The sequence below is a fragment of the Streptomyces pseudoechinosporeus genome, from assembly GCF_054783935.1.
In genome coordinates, this window is sequence record NZ_BAAGPS010000024.1 from 87648 (window position 1) to 103869 (window position 16222).

The window sequence follows — 16222 nt, forward strand, 5'->3', positions numbered from 1 at the left end:
CCCCAGGAGACCGGCACCGCGGAGTCCCAACTGCCGCCGCCCGTACGGGGCCGACGCCGCGCCGCGCCGCCGCAGCGCACCGTGCCCAAGGGCCGCCGCAAGACCGTCCGCACGCCCACCGTCCTCCAGATGGAGGCCGTGGAGTGCGGTGCCGCCTCCCTCGCCATGGTGCTCGGCCACTACGGGCGGCACATCCCGCTCGAAGAGCTGCGTATCGCCTGCGGTGTCTCGCGGGACGGCTCGCGGGCCAGCAACCTGCTGAAGGCGGCGCGCAGTTACGGCCTCACCGCCAAGGGCATGCAGATGGACACGGCGGCGCTCGCGGAGGTGCGCGCCCCGGCGATCCTCTTCTGGGAGTTCAACCACTACGTCGTCTACGACGGCATGGGGCGCCGCTTCGGCCGGCGCGGGGTGCACATCAACGACCCCGGCAAGGGCCGCCGTTTCATTCCCATGGAGGACTTCGACACGAGCTTCACCGGTGTCGTCCTGGTCATGGAGCCGGGTCCTGACTTCGAGAAGGGCGGCCGCAAACCCGGTGTCCTGGGTGCCATGCCGGCCCGCATGCGCGGGACGTCGGGCACTATGCCGGCCGCCGTGCTGGCGAGTCTGCTGCTGGTGGCGGTGGGGGCGGCGGTGCCCGCGCTCAGCCGCACGTACATCGACATGTTCCTGATCGGCGGGCAGACCTCGCTGCTCACCGTGCTGTTCGCCTCGATGGGCGCGACGGTGCTGCTCACGGTGGTGCTGACCTGGTTGCAGCAGGCGAACCTGCTGCGCGGGCGCATCATCTCCTCGACGCTCAGCAGCGCGAAGTTCCTGCGGCATCTGCTGCGGCTGCCGGTCACGTTCTTCGCCCAGCGCAGTCCGGCCGACCTGGTGCAGCGGCTCCAGTCGAACGACGCGGTGGCCGAGACGCTGGCCCGGGATCTCGCGGCGGCGGGCGTGGACGCGGTCGTGGTGGTGCTGTACGCGGTCCTGCTCTACACATACGACCCGCAGCTCACGGCCGTGGGCATCGGAGTCGCGCTGCTCAACCTGGTGGCGATGCGTGTGGTGATCCGGCTGCGGGCGACGCGTACCGCGAAGCTGCGCGCGGACAGCGCACGGCTCACCAACACGGCGTACACCGGGCTGCAGTTGATCGAGACGATGAAGGCGACCGGCGGCGAGGACGGCTACTTCCGCAAATGGGCCGGGCAGCACGCCACCACGCTGGAGGAGCAGCAGCGGCTCGGGGTGCCGAGTGCCTGGCTGGGTGTGGTCGCGCCGACGCTGGCGACGCTCAACAGCGCGCTGATCCTGTGGATCGGCGGGATGCGGGCCGTGGAGGGCCACATCTCCGTCGGTCTGCTCGTGGCGTTCCAGGCGCTGGTGACCCGCTTCACCGCGCCGATCACCCGCCTCAACGGCGTCGCGGGCCGTATCCAGGACTTCGCCGCCGACGTGGCCCGCCTGAAGGACGTCGAGAACTTCGCGACGGACCCCCTCTACTCACGGCCTGGCACGGGCGACAGCACCCGCCGGCTGCACGGCCATGTGGAGCTGGAGAACATCACGTTCGGCTACAGCCCGCTCGACAAGCCGCTGCTGTCCGGCTTCTCGCTGACGGTCGGTCCGGGTCGGCAGGTGGCGCTCGTCGGCGGTTCCGGCAGCGGCAAGTCGACCGTGTCCAGGCTGATTTCGGGTCTCTACGCTCCTTGGGAGGGCGTGATCCGGATCGACGGGCAGCGGCTGGAGGACATCCCCCGTGGTGCGCTCGCGGCCTCCGTGTCCTTCGTCGACCAGGACGTCTTCCTCTTCGAGGGCACGGTCCGCGACAACATCGCGCTGTGGGATCCCTCGGTCCCCGACGACGCCGTGGTCGCGGCGCTCCAGGACGCGGCGGTGTACGACGTCGTGATGCGCCGCCCCGGTGGCATCCACAGCAAAGTCGAGCAGGACGGCCGTAACTTCTCCGGCGGTCAGCGCCAACGCCTGGAGATCGCACGGGCGTTGGTGCGCAGGCCCAGCATCCTCGTCCTCGACGAGGTGACCAGCGCCCTGGACGCGGAGACCGAGCAGATCGTGATGGACAACCTGCGCAAGCGTGGCTGCGCCTGTGTGGTGATCGCGCACCGGCTCAGCACCGTGCGCGACAGCGACGAGATCGTGGTCCTCCAGCACGGCACGATCGTGGAACGCGGGCGTCACGACGCCCTGGTGGCGGCCGGCGGCCCGTACGCCGAGCTGGTCAGGGAGCGATGAGATGACATCCGTACCCGACCAGCAGCATCAACAGCCGGTCGCCGAGGGCGACTACGTGCTCGCCGCGCTCGGCGGCATGGGCACCCCGGTCGACGGCTCCGGCCTCACCCGCCTGGACCTCGAAGGCCCGCATGTGCTGTGGCTCGTCGCCTCCGGCGCGATGGACCTGTTCGCGGTCGACGCGGTCCAGCAGGGCCACTGGCACCACCTCGGCCGTCTCGAAGCGGGCACACTGCTGCTCGGCCCGGTCGCGGGACCGCAGCACACCCTGGTGGGCAGGCCCCTGCGCGAGTGCGTACTGCGCCGTATCGAAATGCGCGAGCTGTACCAGCCGCCGCAGACCGAGACATGGACGTACGACCTGTACGGCAACCCCGTGTTCGTACCCCCGGCCACCAGCCCTCTGGAGTACGCCCTCTCCCTGGGTGTCGGCCGGGGCCTGGCCATCCTCTTCGAGGCGCCCCTCGCGACCGAGCGGGGCGCGGCCCTGACCGACGACGACATCCTGTGGATGCAGGTGCCGCCGGGCAGTGTGCAGTACGGGTCCGTGTACGGCGCCGAAGCCGCCGCCGATCTGCTGGTGGACCCGGCGATGTGGCAGGCCATGGTCGATCAGCAGTACCGGCTGCTCGCCACGCTCGACCGCTGGATCGAGCAGCTGGAACGCAGCCACGAGAACCGTACGGCCGAGGGCATCAAGGCCGGTGAGGCGGTCCGCGCGCAAGCCGACCGCACCCTGATCGCCTCCATCTCCAGGCGCTCGGCATCGGGTTCGCCCGCGGTGGACGCCGACGCCACCTACGCCGCCTGCAAGCTGGTCGCCCGCGCGGCCGGGATCGCGCTCGCGGACCCCGCGCAGAGCGGCACGGAGAGCGACCGCCTCGACCCCGTCGAGCGGATCGCGATCGCTTCCCGCGTCCGCACCCGGGCCGTACGCCTCGACGGGCGCTGGTGGCGCGACAACATCGGTCCGCTCGTCGGCCACCGGGCCGCGTCCGGCGCTCCGGTCGCGATGCTGTGGCGGCGCGGCGGTTATGTGGCCGTGCACCCGAGCGGTCGTGAGGCACCGGTCGAGAAGGCGAACGCGGCGGAGTTCGAGCCGCGCGCCGTCATGTTCTACCGGCCGCTGCCCGAACGCCGGCTGAGCCCGCTCCGGCTGCTGCGGTTCAGCCTCCAGGGCACCGGCGGCGACCTGCGCAATCTCGCGCTCAGCGGGCTGGTCACGGTGGCGCTGGGCGCGCTGGTGCCGATCGCCACGGGGAAGGTGCTCGGTGAGTTCGTACCGAAGGCCCAGGAGAACCTGATCGTCCAGTTCTGCCTGGCCATCATGATCGCCAGTGTCGTCTCGGCAGCCTTCATGCTGATGCAGAACCTCACCATCCTGCGGATGGAGGGGCGTATCGAGGCCACGCTCCAACCCGCCGTGTGGGACCGGCTGTTGCGGCTGCCCACGAAGTTCTTCACCGCGCGCTCGACCGGCGAACTGGCCAGCGCCGCCATGGGCATCAGCTCGATGCGCCGCATGATGGCGGGCATCGGCCCGGTCGTCGTCCAGGCGGGCACGGTCGGCCTCATGAACCTCGTCCTGCTGCTCGTGTACAGCGTCCCGATGGCGCTGGCCGCGATCGGCATGCTCGTCGTGATCGCCGCGGTGTTCCTCGGGCTCGGACTGTGGCAGGTGCGCTGGCAGCGCCGCCTCGTCGTGCTGAGCAACAAGCTCAACAACCAGGCGTTCCAGACGCTGCGGGGCCTGCCCAAGCTGCGGGTCGCGGCGGCCGAGAACTACGCGTACGCGGCCTGGGCGAGCGAGTTCGCCCGCAGCCGTGAGCTGCAGCAGCGGGTGGGGCGGATCAAGAACCTCAACACGGTGCTGGGCGCGGTGTATCTGCCGCTCAGCTCGCTGATCATCTTCATGCTGCTGGCCGGACCGGCACGCGGGTCGATGTCGGCCGGCGCCTTTCTGACCTTCACCACCTCGATGACCATGCTGCTGACCTCGGTGACCCAGCTGACCGGCGCGTTCGTCTCGGCGGTCGCCGCGCTGCCGATGTTCGAGGAGATCAAGCCGGTCCTCGACGCGACGCCCGAGGTCCGTGTGGCGAGCACCCGCCCCGCCGCGCTGTCCGGCGCCATCGAGGCGAAGAAGCTGTCCTTCCGGTACACCGACGACGGCCCGCTCGTCCTCGACGACGTGTCCTTCGCGATCCGGCCGGGCGAGTTCGTGGCGATCGTCGGCCCCAGCGGCTGCGGCAAGTCCACCCTGCTGCGGCTGCTCATCGGCTTCGACAAACCGGTCTCGGGCAGCGTCCTGTACGACGGTCAGGACCTGGCGGCACTCGACCAGTCGGCCGTACGCCGCCAGTGCGGTGTGGTGCTCCAGCACGCGCAGCCGTTCACCGGCTCGATCCTGGACTGCATCTGCGGCACCGAGCCGTACACGCCCGAGGAGGCCCTGGCCGCCGCCGAGATGGCGGGACTCGCCGAGGACATCAAGCGCATGCCGATGGGTCTGCACACGATCGTCTCCGGCAGCGGCGCGATCTCGGGCGGCCAGCGCCAGCGGCTGATGATCGCCCAGGCGCTGATCCGCCGGCCGCGCATCCTCTTCTTCGACGAGGCGACCAGTGCCCTGGACAACGAGACACAGCGCCGCGTCATCGAGAGCACCCACGCCCTCAACGCCACGCGCGTCGTGATCGCGCACCGGCTGTCGACCGTGATGGACGCGGACCGCGTCATCGTCATGTCGGAAGGCCGCGTGGTGCAGCAGGGCCCGCCCGCGCAACTGCTCGCCGACACCGGCGGGCGGCTGCACGAGCTGGTGCGGCGCCAGATGCAGTGACGGCATCTGCCGGACCGGTAGGCGGTCGGTATGTTCGGGACATGGAGTCGGTACGCGCGATTCTGATCGACATCGACGGGGTGCTCACCGTCTCGTGGGAGCCGCTGCCCGGCGCGGTCGAGGCGCTGCGGCGGATCCAGGAGTCGGGCCTCGGCGTCGCCCTGGTCACCAACACGACGTCCCGTACGCGCGCGTCGATCGCCGAGACCCTGGCGGGAGCGGGCTTCCCGGTGGACGCCCAGGACATCCTGACCGCGCCCGCCGCCACCGCCGCGTACGTCGCCGACCGGTATCCCGGCGCGCGGTGCTCCCTGCTCAACAGCGGTGACATCCGCGAGGACCTCGCCGGCGTGACGCTCCTCGACGAGGCCGACATGGACGCGGGCACGGGCGCCGTCCCGGATGTCGTCATCGTGGGCGGCGCGGGCCCGGAGTTCGACTACGCCTCGCTGAACCGGGCCTTCGGCCATCTCCAGCGGGGTGCCCGGCTGGTCGCCATGCACCGCAACCTGTACTGGCGTACCGACCAGGGGCTCCAACTCGACACCGGCGCCTTCCTGACCGGCCTGGAGCAAGCCGCCCGCACGGAGGCCGAGATCACCGGCAAGCCCACGCCCGCGTTCTTCGAGGCAGCGCTGGCACGGGTGGGGGCCGCGCCGGGCCAGGCACTGATGATCGGCGACGACATCGAGTCCGACGTACTCGCCGCCCAGCGCGTCGGGATCACCGGTGTCCTCGTCAAGACCGGCAAGTACCTGCCCGAGACCCACCGGGCCGCGAGCGGCAAACCCGATCACGTCCTCGACTCGGTCGCGGACCTTCCCGCCCTGCTGGACTCCGGCGCCATGCGGTAACCGACAGGCTCAGCTCGCGTCGTCCAGGCCGGGGACCGGTGCGCCCGAGGGGACTCCGGCCCCGACGTAGCCGCGGTAGAACTCGTGCCAGGGCAGGGTGTCACCAGCGTGCGGGCCCTCGAACCGCTCGCCGCGAGCCCATGCGTCGAGGGCCATGAGGCACACCTCCCAGCCGGCGCCGTTACGGGCAGCCGTGTTCTCCTCCACCAGCACGTTGGTGAGCGTGAAGCGGGTGCGCTTCTCGTCCAACTCCTCGAGATCGAAGTGGAGTTCGTCGCCCTCCCAGCTGAAGGAGAGGTGCCGGGGTGCGTCGACGGCGAGCACCTGACCCGTCGAGTCCACCGTGTTCGGGGCGTCACTGAACTTGATCGTGCCGCCGACGTGCAGCTCGATCTCGGCGTGGACCGGGAACCAGTGGGCCAGTTCGTCCGTGTCGGTCACGAACTGCCAGACGCGGTCGATGGGGTGGTCGTAGGTGCGGGTGAACCGGACGGCCGGGCGGCCGTCGTCCAGGGCGAGGTAGGTGCCGGTGGGTTCGGCGGACATGGTGACTCAGTCCTTCGGGTCGGGGGCTCGGTTGTCTTCGTCCGACGACTCCCCCGTCGCTGTCGCCGCCGTCTCGTCCAGGCGGCGCCCGAGCGCGTCGAGGCTGCTGTTCCACAGCTTGCGGTACGGCTCCAGCCAGGCGTCCAGTTCCGCGATCGGCGCCGGATCGAGGGCGTAGACCCGGCGCTGCGCGTCCTGCCGTACGCGCACCAGGCCCGCCTCGCGCAGCACCTTCAGGTGCTTCGACGTACTGGGCTGACTCAGACCGCAGGCATCGGCGATCTCACCGACGGGCCGCGGACGCTCCAGGAGCAGACCGACGATGACCCGCCGGTGCGGGTCGGCGAGTGCGGTCCACGGGGAGGCGTCGGACATGGATCCAATATGCCTCGACGGTTATATGCCGGTCAAGGCATGCACGGACCCGAAGCAGATCGACATGGCAGATCGAAGCAGCACATGAGGTCACAACAGTCATCACTGTCACATCCGTTGACTTCCCCTTCACATGGTTTTACGTTCAGCGCGCCCGACGTTCGGATTGCCGATCTCCGTTCGATATTTCGACCACACTTCTCTGGATATGGAGCTTGACGTGAACAGACCCTCGGGTATGAGCGGACCCTCCCGCCGTACGTTCCTCGGCATGGCGGCGACCGTCCCCCTGGCCGCGACCGGCGCGCTGACCCTCGGCGCCGGAACCGCCCACGCCGCCGACTCGGCGTACGCGATGGTCTACTTCACCGAGTCCAACACCATGCTGGAGGCCAACTACGGCCTCCACCTGGCCGTCAGCCAGGACGGTCTGAACTGGACGCCGCTGAACCAGAACGCCCCCGTGGTCACCCCGACCGCCGGCGCCGGCGGTCTGCGCGACCCCTTCGTCATGCGCAAGCAGGACGGCACGTTCGTCGTGCTGGCGACGGACCTGTCGGGCACCGACTGGACCCGCAACAGCGTCAACATCCATGTCTGGGACTCGACCGACCTGCGGACCTTCACCGGCTACCGGCTGCTGAAGCTGCACGACATGACCAACACCCACAGCTGGGCGCCGGAGGCCTACTGGGACGCCGGACGCGGCCAGTACGGAATCCTCTACTCGTCTGTGAACAGCAGCGGCCACAACGTGATCATGGTCAGCTACACGACAGACTTCCGGACAACCACCAACCCCCAGGTCTTCTTCGACCCCGGTTACGACGTCATCGACGGCAACCTCACCATCGGTGTGAACGGCGTCAACTACCTGTACTTCAAGAAGGACCAGACCCTCGTCGGAGCGCGGTCGACCTCACTGAACCCGGGCAGCTTCACCCCGTTCAGCACGGCGGTCGCGCACGGCGGCACCGAGGCGCCGACGGTGGTGAAGTCCCTGACGTCCAACACCTGGTACCTGTGGGGTGACACCTACACACCCAACGGCGTCTTCTACGTCTGGCAGTCCACCAACCTCGCGTCGGGCACCTGGACGGCACTCGACCAGAAGCTCTACACCCAGCCGCTCAACTCCAAGCACTGCGGCATTCACCCGATCACCTCGACCGAGTACAACAACCTGCTCGCCAAGTGGGGCGCTCCCACCTGGAACCGCCTCAAGTCCTACAACTACCCAGCCCGTTACGTCAGGCACAGCGGCTTCGCCGGCCGCATCGACGAGTACCCCTTCGACCCGTACCCCGACTCCCAGTGGAAGCTCGTGCCGGGCCTGGCCGACTCCTCCGCCGTCTCCTTCCAGTCGGTCAACTACCCGGCCCGCTACCTCCGCCACTACAGCTACAACCTGCGCCTGGACGAGAACGACGGCACGTCGGCGTTCGCCGCGGACGCGACCTTCGTACGGACGGCCGGGCTCGCGGACTCCTCCTGGGCGTCCTTCCGCTCGTACAACAACCCCACCCGCTACATCAGGCACTCCGGCTACGTCCTGCGCATCGATCCCATATCGACCGCCACCGACCGGGCCGACGCGACCTTCCGGGTCGGCTACTGACGCCTGCCCACCGACCTGGGGCGACGAGGCAGCAGGGCGATGGACGCGACAGGGATCGCGGCGAGCACCAGCCAGGGCACGGCGGGTGGCAGCCCCGTATCGAGCAGTGAGCCGGTGCCCGCGCTGCCGATCAGGACGATGAGGCCGGAGACGGAGGACAGGGCACCCATGTAGAGGCCGAGGCGGCCGTCTTCGGCGAGATCCGGCACCCAGGCGCGGGCGGCGGGCGCGACGAGCATCTGGCCGAGCGTGAGCAGCACGACGAAGCCCCCCGCGGGCAGCAGCCCGGCATTGCCCGTCCACCCGGCGGGCCGTGCCGCGGCCACCACCGCGAACCCGGCGGCGATCAGCAGCAGCCCCGCGGCCATGGACCGGCGCAGGTCGAGCCGGTCCCCGGCCCATCGTGTGAGGGGCAGTTGGGCGGTCACGACGAGCAGCGAGGACAGCGCGAACAGCCATGCCAGCGGCGCCTGCGAGCCCGCCGCCCGTTCCACCTCGTCGGGGAGGATCAGATACAGCTGGTTGTACGCCAGCAAGTAGGCGCCGTACGCACAACACAGCGCCAGGAAGCGGCGGTTGCGCACCAGCACGCGGGCCCCGCCCTTGACCGCGACCCGCTGCCGCCCTGGGATGTGCTGTGGCAGCAGCCGGAGATGCCCGGCCAGGACGAGGACGAAGACGCCCGCTCCCGCGAGGCACACCACCCGGAAGTCCACCGCGAGCAGCAGCGCACCGAGGAACGGCCCGACGAACGCTCCGGCCTGCCCCGCCACGGTGAACAGCGCGAGCACGCCCGTACGGGGGCCACCGCCGGCCTCCTCCCACACCACGGCCTGACGCGCGACCTCCGACTCGACGGCCGGCGAGAACAACGCGGCGGCGAAACCGATGAGCAGGACGGCCCCGATGACCGCCCAGGTCTGGTCCGCGTACCCGAGCCAGGCGAACCCGGCGATGCGCAGGGCACAGCCCGCGAGCACCACGGGCCGTACGCCGTAGCGGTCGGCCAGCGCGCCGCCCACCACGAACAGGCCCTGTTGGCTGAAGGTTCTCAGGCCCAGGACAAGTCCGACCATCCAGCCCGCCATGCCGATCGCGGTGCCCAGGTGTTCGGCGAGGAACGGCAGAACCGCGTAGAAGCCTACGTTGAAGGCGAGTTGGGTGAGGATCAGCAGGCGCAGCAACGGGTTCAGCCGGCTCCAGGCGCGCAGGCGCGAAGTGCCGGCGGCGGCACCGGTCTGCCGATCCGCCGCCTTGGTCTCCTCGGTGGGCTGCCGGGTCATGTGGACTCCTTCGAGGCGGTCGTGGCGGGCTGTTGTGCGGCGGGCACGGATCGGGGAACGGCGAGATTGGTCGGCGGCTGCGCGACGACAGGTTTCGCAGAGCGTCGGCGTCGCGTCCGGCCGGGCCACCGCACCCCTCCCCCGGCCGTCACCGCCACCGCCCCCAGCAGGGCAAGCACGGCGGCCGGGGCCAGGACGGCCCACGGGGCGCGTTCGGCGTACGGCTGGTTCTCGGCGAGGAGCAATCCCCATTCGGGGGACGGCGGTTGGGCGCCCAGGCCGAGGAAGCCGAGGGCCGCGAGGGCGAGGGCCACGCCCGGCAGGCGCAGGAGGGCGTGGCGGGTGACCGGGGGCAGGACGGCGGGGAGGAGTTCGTGGCGGAGGAGGTAGAGCCGTCCTGCCCCAAGGCCTCGAGTTGCGGTCAAGTGGGTGGTGGCGTGCTCCTGTTGGAGCAGGGCCGAGGTGTGGGCCGCGAGCGGCGCCCAGGCGACGGCGGCCACGGCGAGGGCCGGGGTCGAGGCACCGCTCCCCGCGACCCCGGCGACCAGGAGGCCCGCGAGGACCGGCGGTACGGCGTTGACCGTGTCGAGCAGCGGTCCGGACAGCCGCGGCAGCAGCCCCAGTACGACACCCAGCACGAGCGCCGCCACGCTCACCGCGACGGCCAGGGCCAGCGTGTCCAGCGCGCCGTGCCCGACTCGGGCCAGCACATCGCGGCCGAGCGCGTCCGTGCCGAACGGGTGCGTCCAGGAAGGCGATTGGAGCCGTGCCGTGGTGTCCAGCTCCAGCGGGTCCCGTGCCAGTCCGAGCGCGATGACGGCGAGCAGCAGCCCGCCGTAGAGGAGGGGCAGTGCCGTGGGCCGGGACGGCGTAGGGCGGTGCAGCGAGGAGAGCGCGCCGTCGCGCAGGGCCGGTCCGACGAGCAGCCGTGCCGCGATCCGGGCGAGGCCTCCGGCTGCCGCCGCGAGCAGGACCAGGGCGAGCGTTCCGGCCTGGAGTACGGGCAGGTCCTGCGCCACCGCGGCCTGCAGGCTCAGCCGTCCGAGCCCGGGGATGTCGAAGATCTGCTCCACGGCGACGGCGCCGCCGGTCAGGCCGACGACGAACAGCCCGAAGTTCGGCAGCAGTCCGGGCACGCAGCGGCGCAGCGCCTGCCTGGCGACGCTTCGGCCGGGGACTCCGCGTGCGGCGGCCGCGAGCGCCCAGGGCTCGGCGAAGGCGCCGGGCAGCATATCGTCGAGCAGCCGCCCGAGCAGCGCGCCCGCGGGCAGGCCGAGTGACAGCGCGGGCAGCACCATCCACTGGGGCCCGTACCAGCCGAGCGCGGGCAGCCAGCCGAGTTGTACGCCGACGACGGCGGCCAGCACGGACGCGGTCAGGAAGTCGGGCAGCGTGGACAGGAGCGCCGAGCCGGTGCCTCCGGACGGACGCCCGGCAAGTTGCCGCCGCGCCCCGAGCCACAGCGTCCGCGCGCACACGGCACCCGCCGTGAGCACCGCGACGGCCAGCGCCCCGGCCATCAGCAGCAGCGAGACCCCGAGCGCCTGGAGGACCGCGGGCGTGACCTCCGCCCCGGAGATCCACGACCGGCCCGCGTCACCGCGCAGCAGCCCGCCGAGCCAGCTCTCGAGCAGCTGCAACGGGCCTGCGTCCAGGCCGAGTTGGGACCGAACGGCCTCCAGTACCTCGGGCGTGGGATCACGTTCCGCGGACCGCGCTTTGAGCACCGTGAGCGCCGGATCGATGCGCGACAGCCACGGCAGCAGCCCGACCCCGCACAGCAGCGCACCGACGAGCACGGCACGCCACAGCGGAACGAGCCCCCGCACGACAGTCACGTCAGCGCCGTGTCCCGACCCCGACGAGTCCGCGCTCGTACGGGTCGAGCAGCACACCGCTCACCTCGGCGTCCACACCGGTGATGATCCGCTGATGCACGAGCGGCACCACTGCGTCCGTGCCGAGGACCGCTGCCTCCGCGGCCATCGACGCGTCCTGCCGCTCGGCGGTGTCGGTGATCGACTCCGCCGTGGCGACGGCCTTGTCGACCGTCTTGTCGCACAGCAGGGCCAGGTTGTAGCTGCCGTCGCAGGTGTAGTCGCTGGCGAGGATGGAGACGGGGTCGCCGGTGTCGAGCATGGTGTTGCGGGCGGAGACGACCGCGTCGAACTTCCCGGCCAGGGCGTCGCTTTCGAGCCGGGAGTACTCGCGCACCTCCAACTCGACCTTGAATCCGGCCCGTTCGAGTTGCTGCTTGAGCACCTGGGCGGCCTCGGGCAGTTCGGGCCGGTTGTCGTACGTCGCCACGGTGACCGAAGTCCCGTCGGCGCCCCCGGCCTCGGCCCGCCCGACCGGCTTGGCTCGCTTGTCGGCCGCCCAGGTCAGGGCGGGCCCATAGATGCCGGCGCCGGGATCGGCGTATCCCTCGTACACGCCCTTGGCGAAGGCGGAGGTGTCGATCGCCTCGCGTGCGGCGGCCCGGATCTTCGAGTCCTTGAAGGGGCCGGACTTGGCGTTGAGCAGCAGGCTCGTGGTGCGCGTGGTGGCTGTGTCGCGGCGGGTCGCCTTGTCCAGTGAGGCGGCCTGCGAGACCGGGACGGCCTCGGCGATGTCGGTCTCGCCGGTGCGCAGCGCGTTCGTACGGGCCGTGCCGTCGGCGATGAACTTCGCGTCGATCCCGGAGGCCTGCGCCCGGCCACCCCAGTAGTCGTCGAAGCGGTCCAGTGTGGCCGCGGTGGTGCCGGTGACCTTGGTGAGCTCGAAGGGTCCGGTGGCGGTGCCGACCGGACTGACGGCGTCCTTCTTCGCGTACGCCTTGGCCGACAGCACGGCCAGACCGGGGCTCGACAGACGCAGCGGCAGTACGGGATCCGGGTCGGCGGTGGTGACCCGTACCCGTCCGCCGTCCGCGGCCTCGGCGGTCAGCTCGACCCCGGACAGCGCGGCGGTCACGGGCTTGGCTCGGGTGGCCCGGGTGAGCGAGGCGGCGACGGCCTTCGGGGTGATCTCGGTGCCGTCCTGGAAGGCCGCCTCGCGCAGGGTGAACAGCCAGCTCCGGTCGTTCTCACGGCTCCACGACTCGGCGAGCGCGGGGACCGCCGTGCCGTTGGCGTCGAGTCGGGTCAGTCCCTCGGTGACGCCGAGGCGGCTGAGGAGGGTGGCGTCGGCGCCGTACGGGGAGTAGTTCTCGGCGGGCGGGAAGGCGAGCGCGACCCGTAGCCGGGAGCCGTCCGAGGTGTCGGACGGCTCCCCGCCACCGGAAGCGAAGCAGCCGGTGAGCAGAGGGGCGAGCAGCAGGCCGGCGAGGAACCGACGGCGAGGCAGAGAGCGCATGGTCTCTTTCTTCGTGGGGCTTCGTGGGGGACGGTGGGTGCGAAGGGGTTTCCGTCAGGGCAGCGGGACCTCGAAGTGCACGACCCGCTGGCCGCCGCCGGGTCCCTCGCGCTCGTCGAGCACCACCTTGCCCAGCGAGCGCCAGAACGCCTCGGCGCCCGGCACCGCCGGGTCCGTGTGCAGATAGACGGAGCGGTAACCGCCGTCTGCCGCCGCGAAGTTCAGCAGCTCGTCGACCAACTGCCGGGCCAGGCCCCGCCGTCGATGCCCGGGACGCACGTACACACGGCGCAACTGGGCGGTCTCTCCCGAGGGGTAACGCTCGGCGAGATGGCGCGGGTTGGGCGGATGGGCCGGTCCGCGGGAGTCGAGCGCGCCAGTCGCGACGACCGTGCCGTCCCGCTCGTCGACCGCGACGAGCAGAGTGTGCCGGGCGGGTGCGACATAGGCGTGGTCGAGATCGACGATGTCGCGATGCCAGCGCGGTACGTAGCCGGTGCCGAAGTCGCGGTAGACGGTGTCGAGCATGACGGACCGCGCGCCGTCCAGGTCGTCGGGGGTGGCCGTCTTTATGCAGTAGTCACGCACCTGCACATCATATGCATTAAGCTCCTGGCGTTCCGTCGGGGGCGCAATCCGCGGGCCGCCTGTAACCTGACCTCCAAAGTCAATGGTCACGCCCAAGATTCATCAGTTCGGGTGAGATTGGATCTTACGGTCGGCGTGGCGGGGATGGTTCCCGGCCCACCGGGGTAACTGCCTGGATCAAGTGCGCCCTCCCCTGCACGAGGTGGAGCCGACATGCCGCCGGAAGCCGATGACCGTGCCGCCGCACTGCCCGAGGGCAGTGCGGCGTACTACTCCAGTCTCCCCGCGGCGAATGCGTACGCCCACAGCCGGCAGAGCGGTGGGCTCACCGTGGTCATGGTGCGCGGCGAGATCGACATGGCGGCGGTCGACGCCCTGACCGAGCACCTGGACGCCGCGACCGCCCGTCCCGAGCCGCAGGTCCTGGTGGACCTGCGGTCCATCGACTTCCTCGACTGCTCGGGGCTGCGGGTGCTGTGCCGGGCCGAGCGCCGCGCGAAGGAGCGCGGCGGCAGCCTGCGTCTTGTCTCCGATCAGCCCCGCATCCACCGGCTGTTGCGCGTCTCGGGACTCATCGGACGTTTCCCGCCGCTTGCGGAACTTCCTCCTGAGTGCCGTCCGGAAAGCGGATCAGGACCTTTCCCTCAGGAGTGACCCGGACGTTCACCTGCACCCTCAACTCACTTGGCTCACAAGGCCGTTCGGGATCAGCGCTGAGGACGATGAGGCTGACGAGGAGGTGGCCGCGACCCGGGTGGGCGGGCAGCCGGAGGCAAGGCGTGGCGGAGTACTCGCCATAGGCGTTGGCGCCCCGGGCGTGCGCAACCGCGCCTTCGGCCGCCTCCCACCCGTGCAACGCGACGATCGCGCTCGTCAGCCCGTCCCCCGGTCGTCGCGCCAGCGCCCAGCCCTCCCCCGTGGCCTCCTCCAGCGGCCCGCTGTCGTCGGCCACGGCCCACCCCCCTTCGCGTACGACCGCTCCGTGCGGCCCTTCGACGCGATGGACTCGTATCTCCCAGGACCCGTGCACCACGCTGGTCGTCTCGATGCGGTGGCCCTCGTCGGTGTCCGGGAGGACGGCGCGGTGCCAGGACGCCGCGTGCCGTCCGCTCACGCCCAGGGGATGGATCCGGCCCCGCTGGGAGGCCGCTGTGCCGTCCGCCGTGAGGAGCGCGATGTGGTTGTCGGGGCCGATTCGGAGATCGTCCGGTGGGGTGTCGGGAGCCGCCGCGCTCGCGTATGCGAACTTCGCGTAGTGCGGGCTGTCGTCGGCCTCGGCCGGGGGCGGTGGCAGGCGGTCGCTGCCGTGGTTGACCAGCCGTACGATGCCGTCGGCCGACGTCGAGTGCAGCAGCCAGCCGGGGGCGGGCAGCGCCAGCGTCGTGTCGGCGGTGTCCACCGGGCCCGGCTCCTCGGGCGCCGTCCACACGGGATGGTCGGCGGGGAGCAGCAGTCCGAGGAACGCCTTGCTCGCCCAGTACGGCGAGGCGGGCCCCGAGTACTGCTGGGTGACGGGGAGAAAGGGCCGGTACCAGCCCAGGCTCAACAGCCCCCGCTCGTCGGGCACTTGGTGCTCCGCGAAGTGCTTCAGCGCCCCGGAGGCGAGGCGCCGGGTGCGGCCCGGCGGCAGCGGGGTGGCGTCCACGAGTGCTCCGGCCCACAGCGGGGCGACCGTGGCGAAGCGGTACGTCAGCGAGCGGCCCTGGTGGACGGGCGCGCCATCCGAGCCGAAGAAGTACTGGTACACGCCCAGGAATTCGCACAGGCGGGAGCGGTGGGCGGCGATCAGGGCCGGATCCGCGCGCGGTCCGGCCATCCGGGCCCACAGGACCGGATACAGGTGCAGGGCCCAGGCGTTGTAGTAGTCGAACTTGCGGCCGTCTCCGTCGGTGTACCAGCCGCCGCCCCGGTACCAGTCCTCGAGGCGCGCGAGCCCGCCGTCGATGTCGGCCCGGCTGTGCGGGGCGTCCACGGAGGCGAGGAACTCCTCCGTGATGACTTGGAAGAGCCGCCAGTTGGAGTCGTTCGCCCGGGCTCCGACGAAGCCGCCGAGCCAGTCGGCCACCCGCTGGCGTACCGCGTCGTCGAGCCGGTCCCAGATCCAGGGGCGGCTCTCGTGCAGGGCGATCGCGATGGAGGCGGCCTCGACCATCGGCTGGGCCCGGTCGGTGATGGGCGGCCAGCGATCGGCGCCGTGCGGGTCGGTGCCCGCGGCGAGCCCGGCGGCGTACCGCTCGATCAGAGCCTCGGAGACCTGTCCGCCGGAGCCGGCGATGCGGAAGGCGGCGAGCAGAAAGGAGCGCGCGTACCCCTCCAGGCCGTCCGACCAGTCTCCGGAGTGGCTGGCCCGGCCAGGCAGCCGGTAGTGCGCCAACTCCTTTGACGTGTACGGCAGCAGACCGTCCAGCAGGCGGTCGGCGATCGTCTCCCAGTGGGCGCGGGTCCAGCCGGTGATGGGCGAGCCGATCGGATCGAGGGGTGGGAGGTGCGGAAGGTGCGTCGGGTCGGGGAGCGACACATGCGGCGCGGTCATACG

At 71.1% G+C, this 16222-nt stretch carries 12 protein-coding genes; 5 read left to right on the forward strand and 7 right to left on the reverse strand.

Annotation, left to right across the window (positions count from 1 at the left end; translation table 11 throughout):
- Positions 1-30 precede the first annotated feature (30 nt).
- From ACYVO6_RS25800 to ACYVO6_RS25810, 3 genes are read left to right on the forward strand one after another with little or no spacing between them, the layout of a single operon-like run.
- Positions 31-2247, forward strand: coding sequence for an NHLP family bacteriocin export ABC transporter peptidase/permease/ATPase subunit (locus tag ACYVO6_RS25800; protein ID WP_461065473.1), 2217 nt, complete (start codon positions 31-33; stop codon positions 2245-2247).
- Position 2248: 1 nt separating this feature from the next.
- Positions 2249-5089, forward strand: a complete 2841-nt coding sequence (locus ACYVO6_RS25805; protein ID WP_461065038.1) for an NHLP bacteriocin export ABC transporter permease/ATPase subunit — start codon at positions 2249-2251, stop codon at positions 5087-5089.
- A 41-nt stretch (positions 5090-5130) separates the two neighbouring features.
- Entirely contained in the window at positions 5131-5943 is an 813-nt protein-coding gene (locus ACYVO6_RS25810) for an HAD-IIA family hydrolase (RefSeq protein ID WP_461065040.1), read from the forward strand.
- A gap of 9 nt (positions 5944-5952) precedes the next feature.
- On the opposite strand, the gene ACYVO6_RS25815 is transcribed toward ACYVO6_RS25810, so the two are convergent.
- Together ACYVO6_RS25815 and ACYVO6_RS25820 are read right to left on the reverse strand one after the other, a co-directional pair.
- Complete coding sequence (locus ACYVO6_RS25815; RefSeq protein WP_461065042.1) at positions 5953-6489, reverse strand: SRPBCC family protein; 537 nt, start codon at positions 6487-6489, stop codon at positions 5953-5955.
- Positions 6490-6495: 6 nt separating this feature from the next.
- Positions 6496-6864: an ArsR/SmtB family transcription factor gene (locus ACYVO6_RS25820; protein ID WP_461065044.1), complete on the reverse strand. Its 369-nt coding sequence runs from the start codon at positions 6862-6864 to the stop codon at positions 6496-6498.
- Positions 6865-7102: 238 nt separating this feature from the next.
- Here ACYVO6_RS25820 and ACYVO6_RS25825 point away from each other — a divergent pair, with 238 nt between their 5' ends.
- Complete coding sequence (locus ACYVO6_RS25825; RefSeq protein WP_461065475.1) at positions 7103-8482, forward strand: glycoside hydrolase family 43 protein; 1380 nt, start codon at positions 7103-7105, stop codon at positions 8480-8482.
- On the opposite strand, the gene ACYVO6_RS25830 is transcribed toward ACYVO6_RS25825, so the two are convergent.
- Genes ACYVO6_RS25830 through ACYVO6_RS25845 form a run of 4 tightly spaced genes read right to left on the reverse strand, consistent with a single transcriptional unit; the run spans position 8476 to position 13686 of the window.
- Positions 8476-9765, reverse strand: a complete 1290-nt coding sequence (locus tag ACYVO6_RS25830) for an MDR family MFS transporter (RefSeq protein ID WP_461065046.1) — start codon at positions 9763-9765, stop codon at positions 8476-8478. The two genes, ACYVO6_RS25825 and ACYVO6_RS25830, sit on opposite strands and share 7 nt — an antisense overlap.
- Positions 9762-11594, reverse strand: coding sequence for an ABC transporter permease subunit (locus ACYVO6_RS25835; RefSeq protein WP_461065477.1), 1833 nt, complete (start codon positions 11592-11594; stop codon positions 9762-9764). The genes ACYVO6_RS25830 and ACYVO6_RS25835 overlap by 4 nt, the downstream gene beginning before the upstream one ends.
- Before the next feature lie 10 nt (positions 11595-11604).
- Positions 11605-13098 (reverse strand): ABC transporter substrate-binding protein, encoded by a 1494-nt coding sequence (locus ACYVO6_RS25840; RefSeq protein WP_461065048.1) that lies wholly within the window; start codon positions 13096-13098, stop codon positions 11605-11607.
- A gap of 54 nt (positions 13099-13152) precedes the next feature.
- On the reverse strand, positions 13153-13686 hold the full coding sequence (locus tag ACYVO6_RS25845) for a GNAT family N-acetyltransferase (protein WP_461065050.1): 534 nt from the start codon (positions 13684-13686) through the stop codon (positions 13153-13155).
- A 213-nt stretch (positions 13687-13899) separates the two neighbouring features.
- On the opposite strand from ACYVO6_RS25845, the gene ACYVO6_RS25850 reads away from it, so the two are divergent.
- Positions 13900-14340, forward strand: coding sequence for an STAS domain-containing protein (locus ACYVO6_RS25850; protein WP_461065052.1), 441 nt, complete (start codon positions 13900-13902; stop codon positions 14338-14340).
- On the opposite strand, the gene ACYVO6_RS25855 is transcribed toward ACYVO6_RS25850, so the two are convergent.
- The gene (locus tag ACYVO6_RS25855; RefSeq protein WP_461065054.1) at positions 14258-16219 is read right to left on the reverse strand and encodes a DUF2264 domain-containing protein; all 1962 of its coding nucleotides are present in this window, start codon (positions 16217-16219) and stop codon (positions 14258-14260) included. The two genes, ACYVO6_RS25850 and ACYVO6_RS25855, sit on opposite strands and share 83 nt — an antisense overlap.
- Between the last annotated feature and the right edge of the window lie 3 nt (positions 16220-16222).

Bases quoted from the DNA above. Each gene is read 5' to 3' on its own strand.
- ACYVO6_RS25850 (WP_461065052.1), top strand. From the start codon at position 13,900: ATGCCGCCGGAAGCCGATGACCGTGCCGCCGCACTGCCCGAGGGCAGT.
- ACYVO6_RS25815 (WP_461065042.1), bottom strand. From the start codon at position 6,489: ATGTCCGCCGAACCCACCGGCACCTACCTCGCCCTGGACGACGGCCGC.
- ACYVO6_RS25830 (WP_461065046.1), bottom strand. From the start codon at position 9,765: ATGACCCGGCAGCCCACCGAGGAGACCAAGGCGGCGGATCGGCAGACC.
- ACYVO6_RS25820 (WP_461065044.1), bottom strand. From the start codon at position 6,864: ATGTCCGACGCCTCCCCGTGGACCGCACTCGCCGACCCGCACCGGCGG.
- ACYVO6_RS25810 (WP_461065040.1), top strand. From the start codon at position 5,131: ATGGAGTCGGTACGCGCGATTCTGATCGACATCGACGGGGTGCTCACC.
- ACYVO6_RS25805 (WP_461065038.1), top strand. From the start codon at position 2,249: ATGACATCCGTACCCGACCAGCAGCATCAACAGCCGGTCGCCGAGGGC.
- ACYVO6_RS25840 (WP_461065048.1), bottom strand. From the start codon at position 13,098: ATGCGCTCTCTGCCTCGCCGTCGGTTCCTCGCCGGCCTGCTGCTCGCC.
- ACYVO6_RS25855 (WP_461065054.1), bottom strand. From the start codon at position 16,219: ATGACCGCGCCGCATGTGTCGCTCCCCGACCCGACGCACCTTCCGCAC.
- ACYVO6_RS25825 (WP_461065475.1), top strand. From the start codon at position 7,103: ATGAGCGGACCCTCCCGCCGTACGTTCCTCGGCATGGCGGCGACCGTC.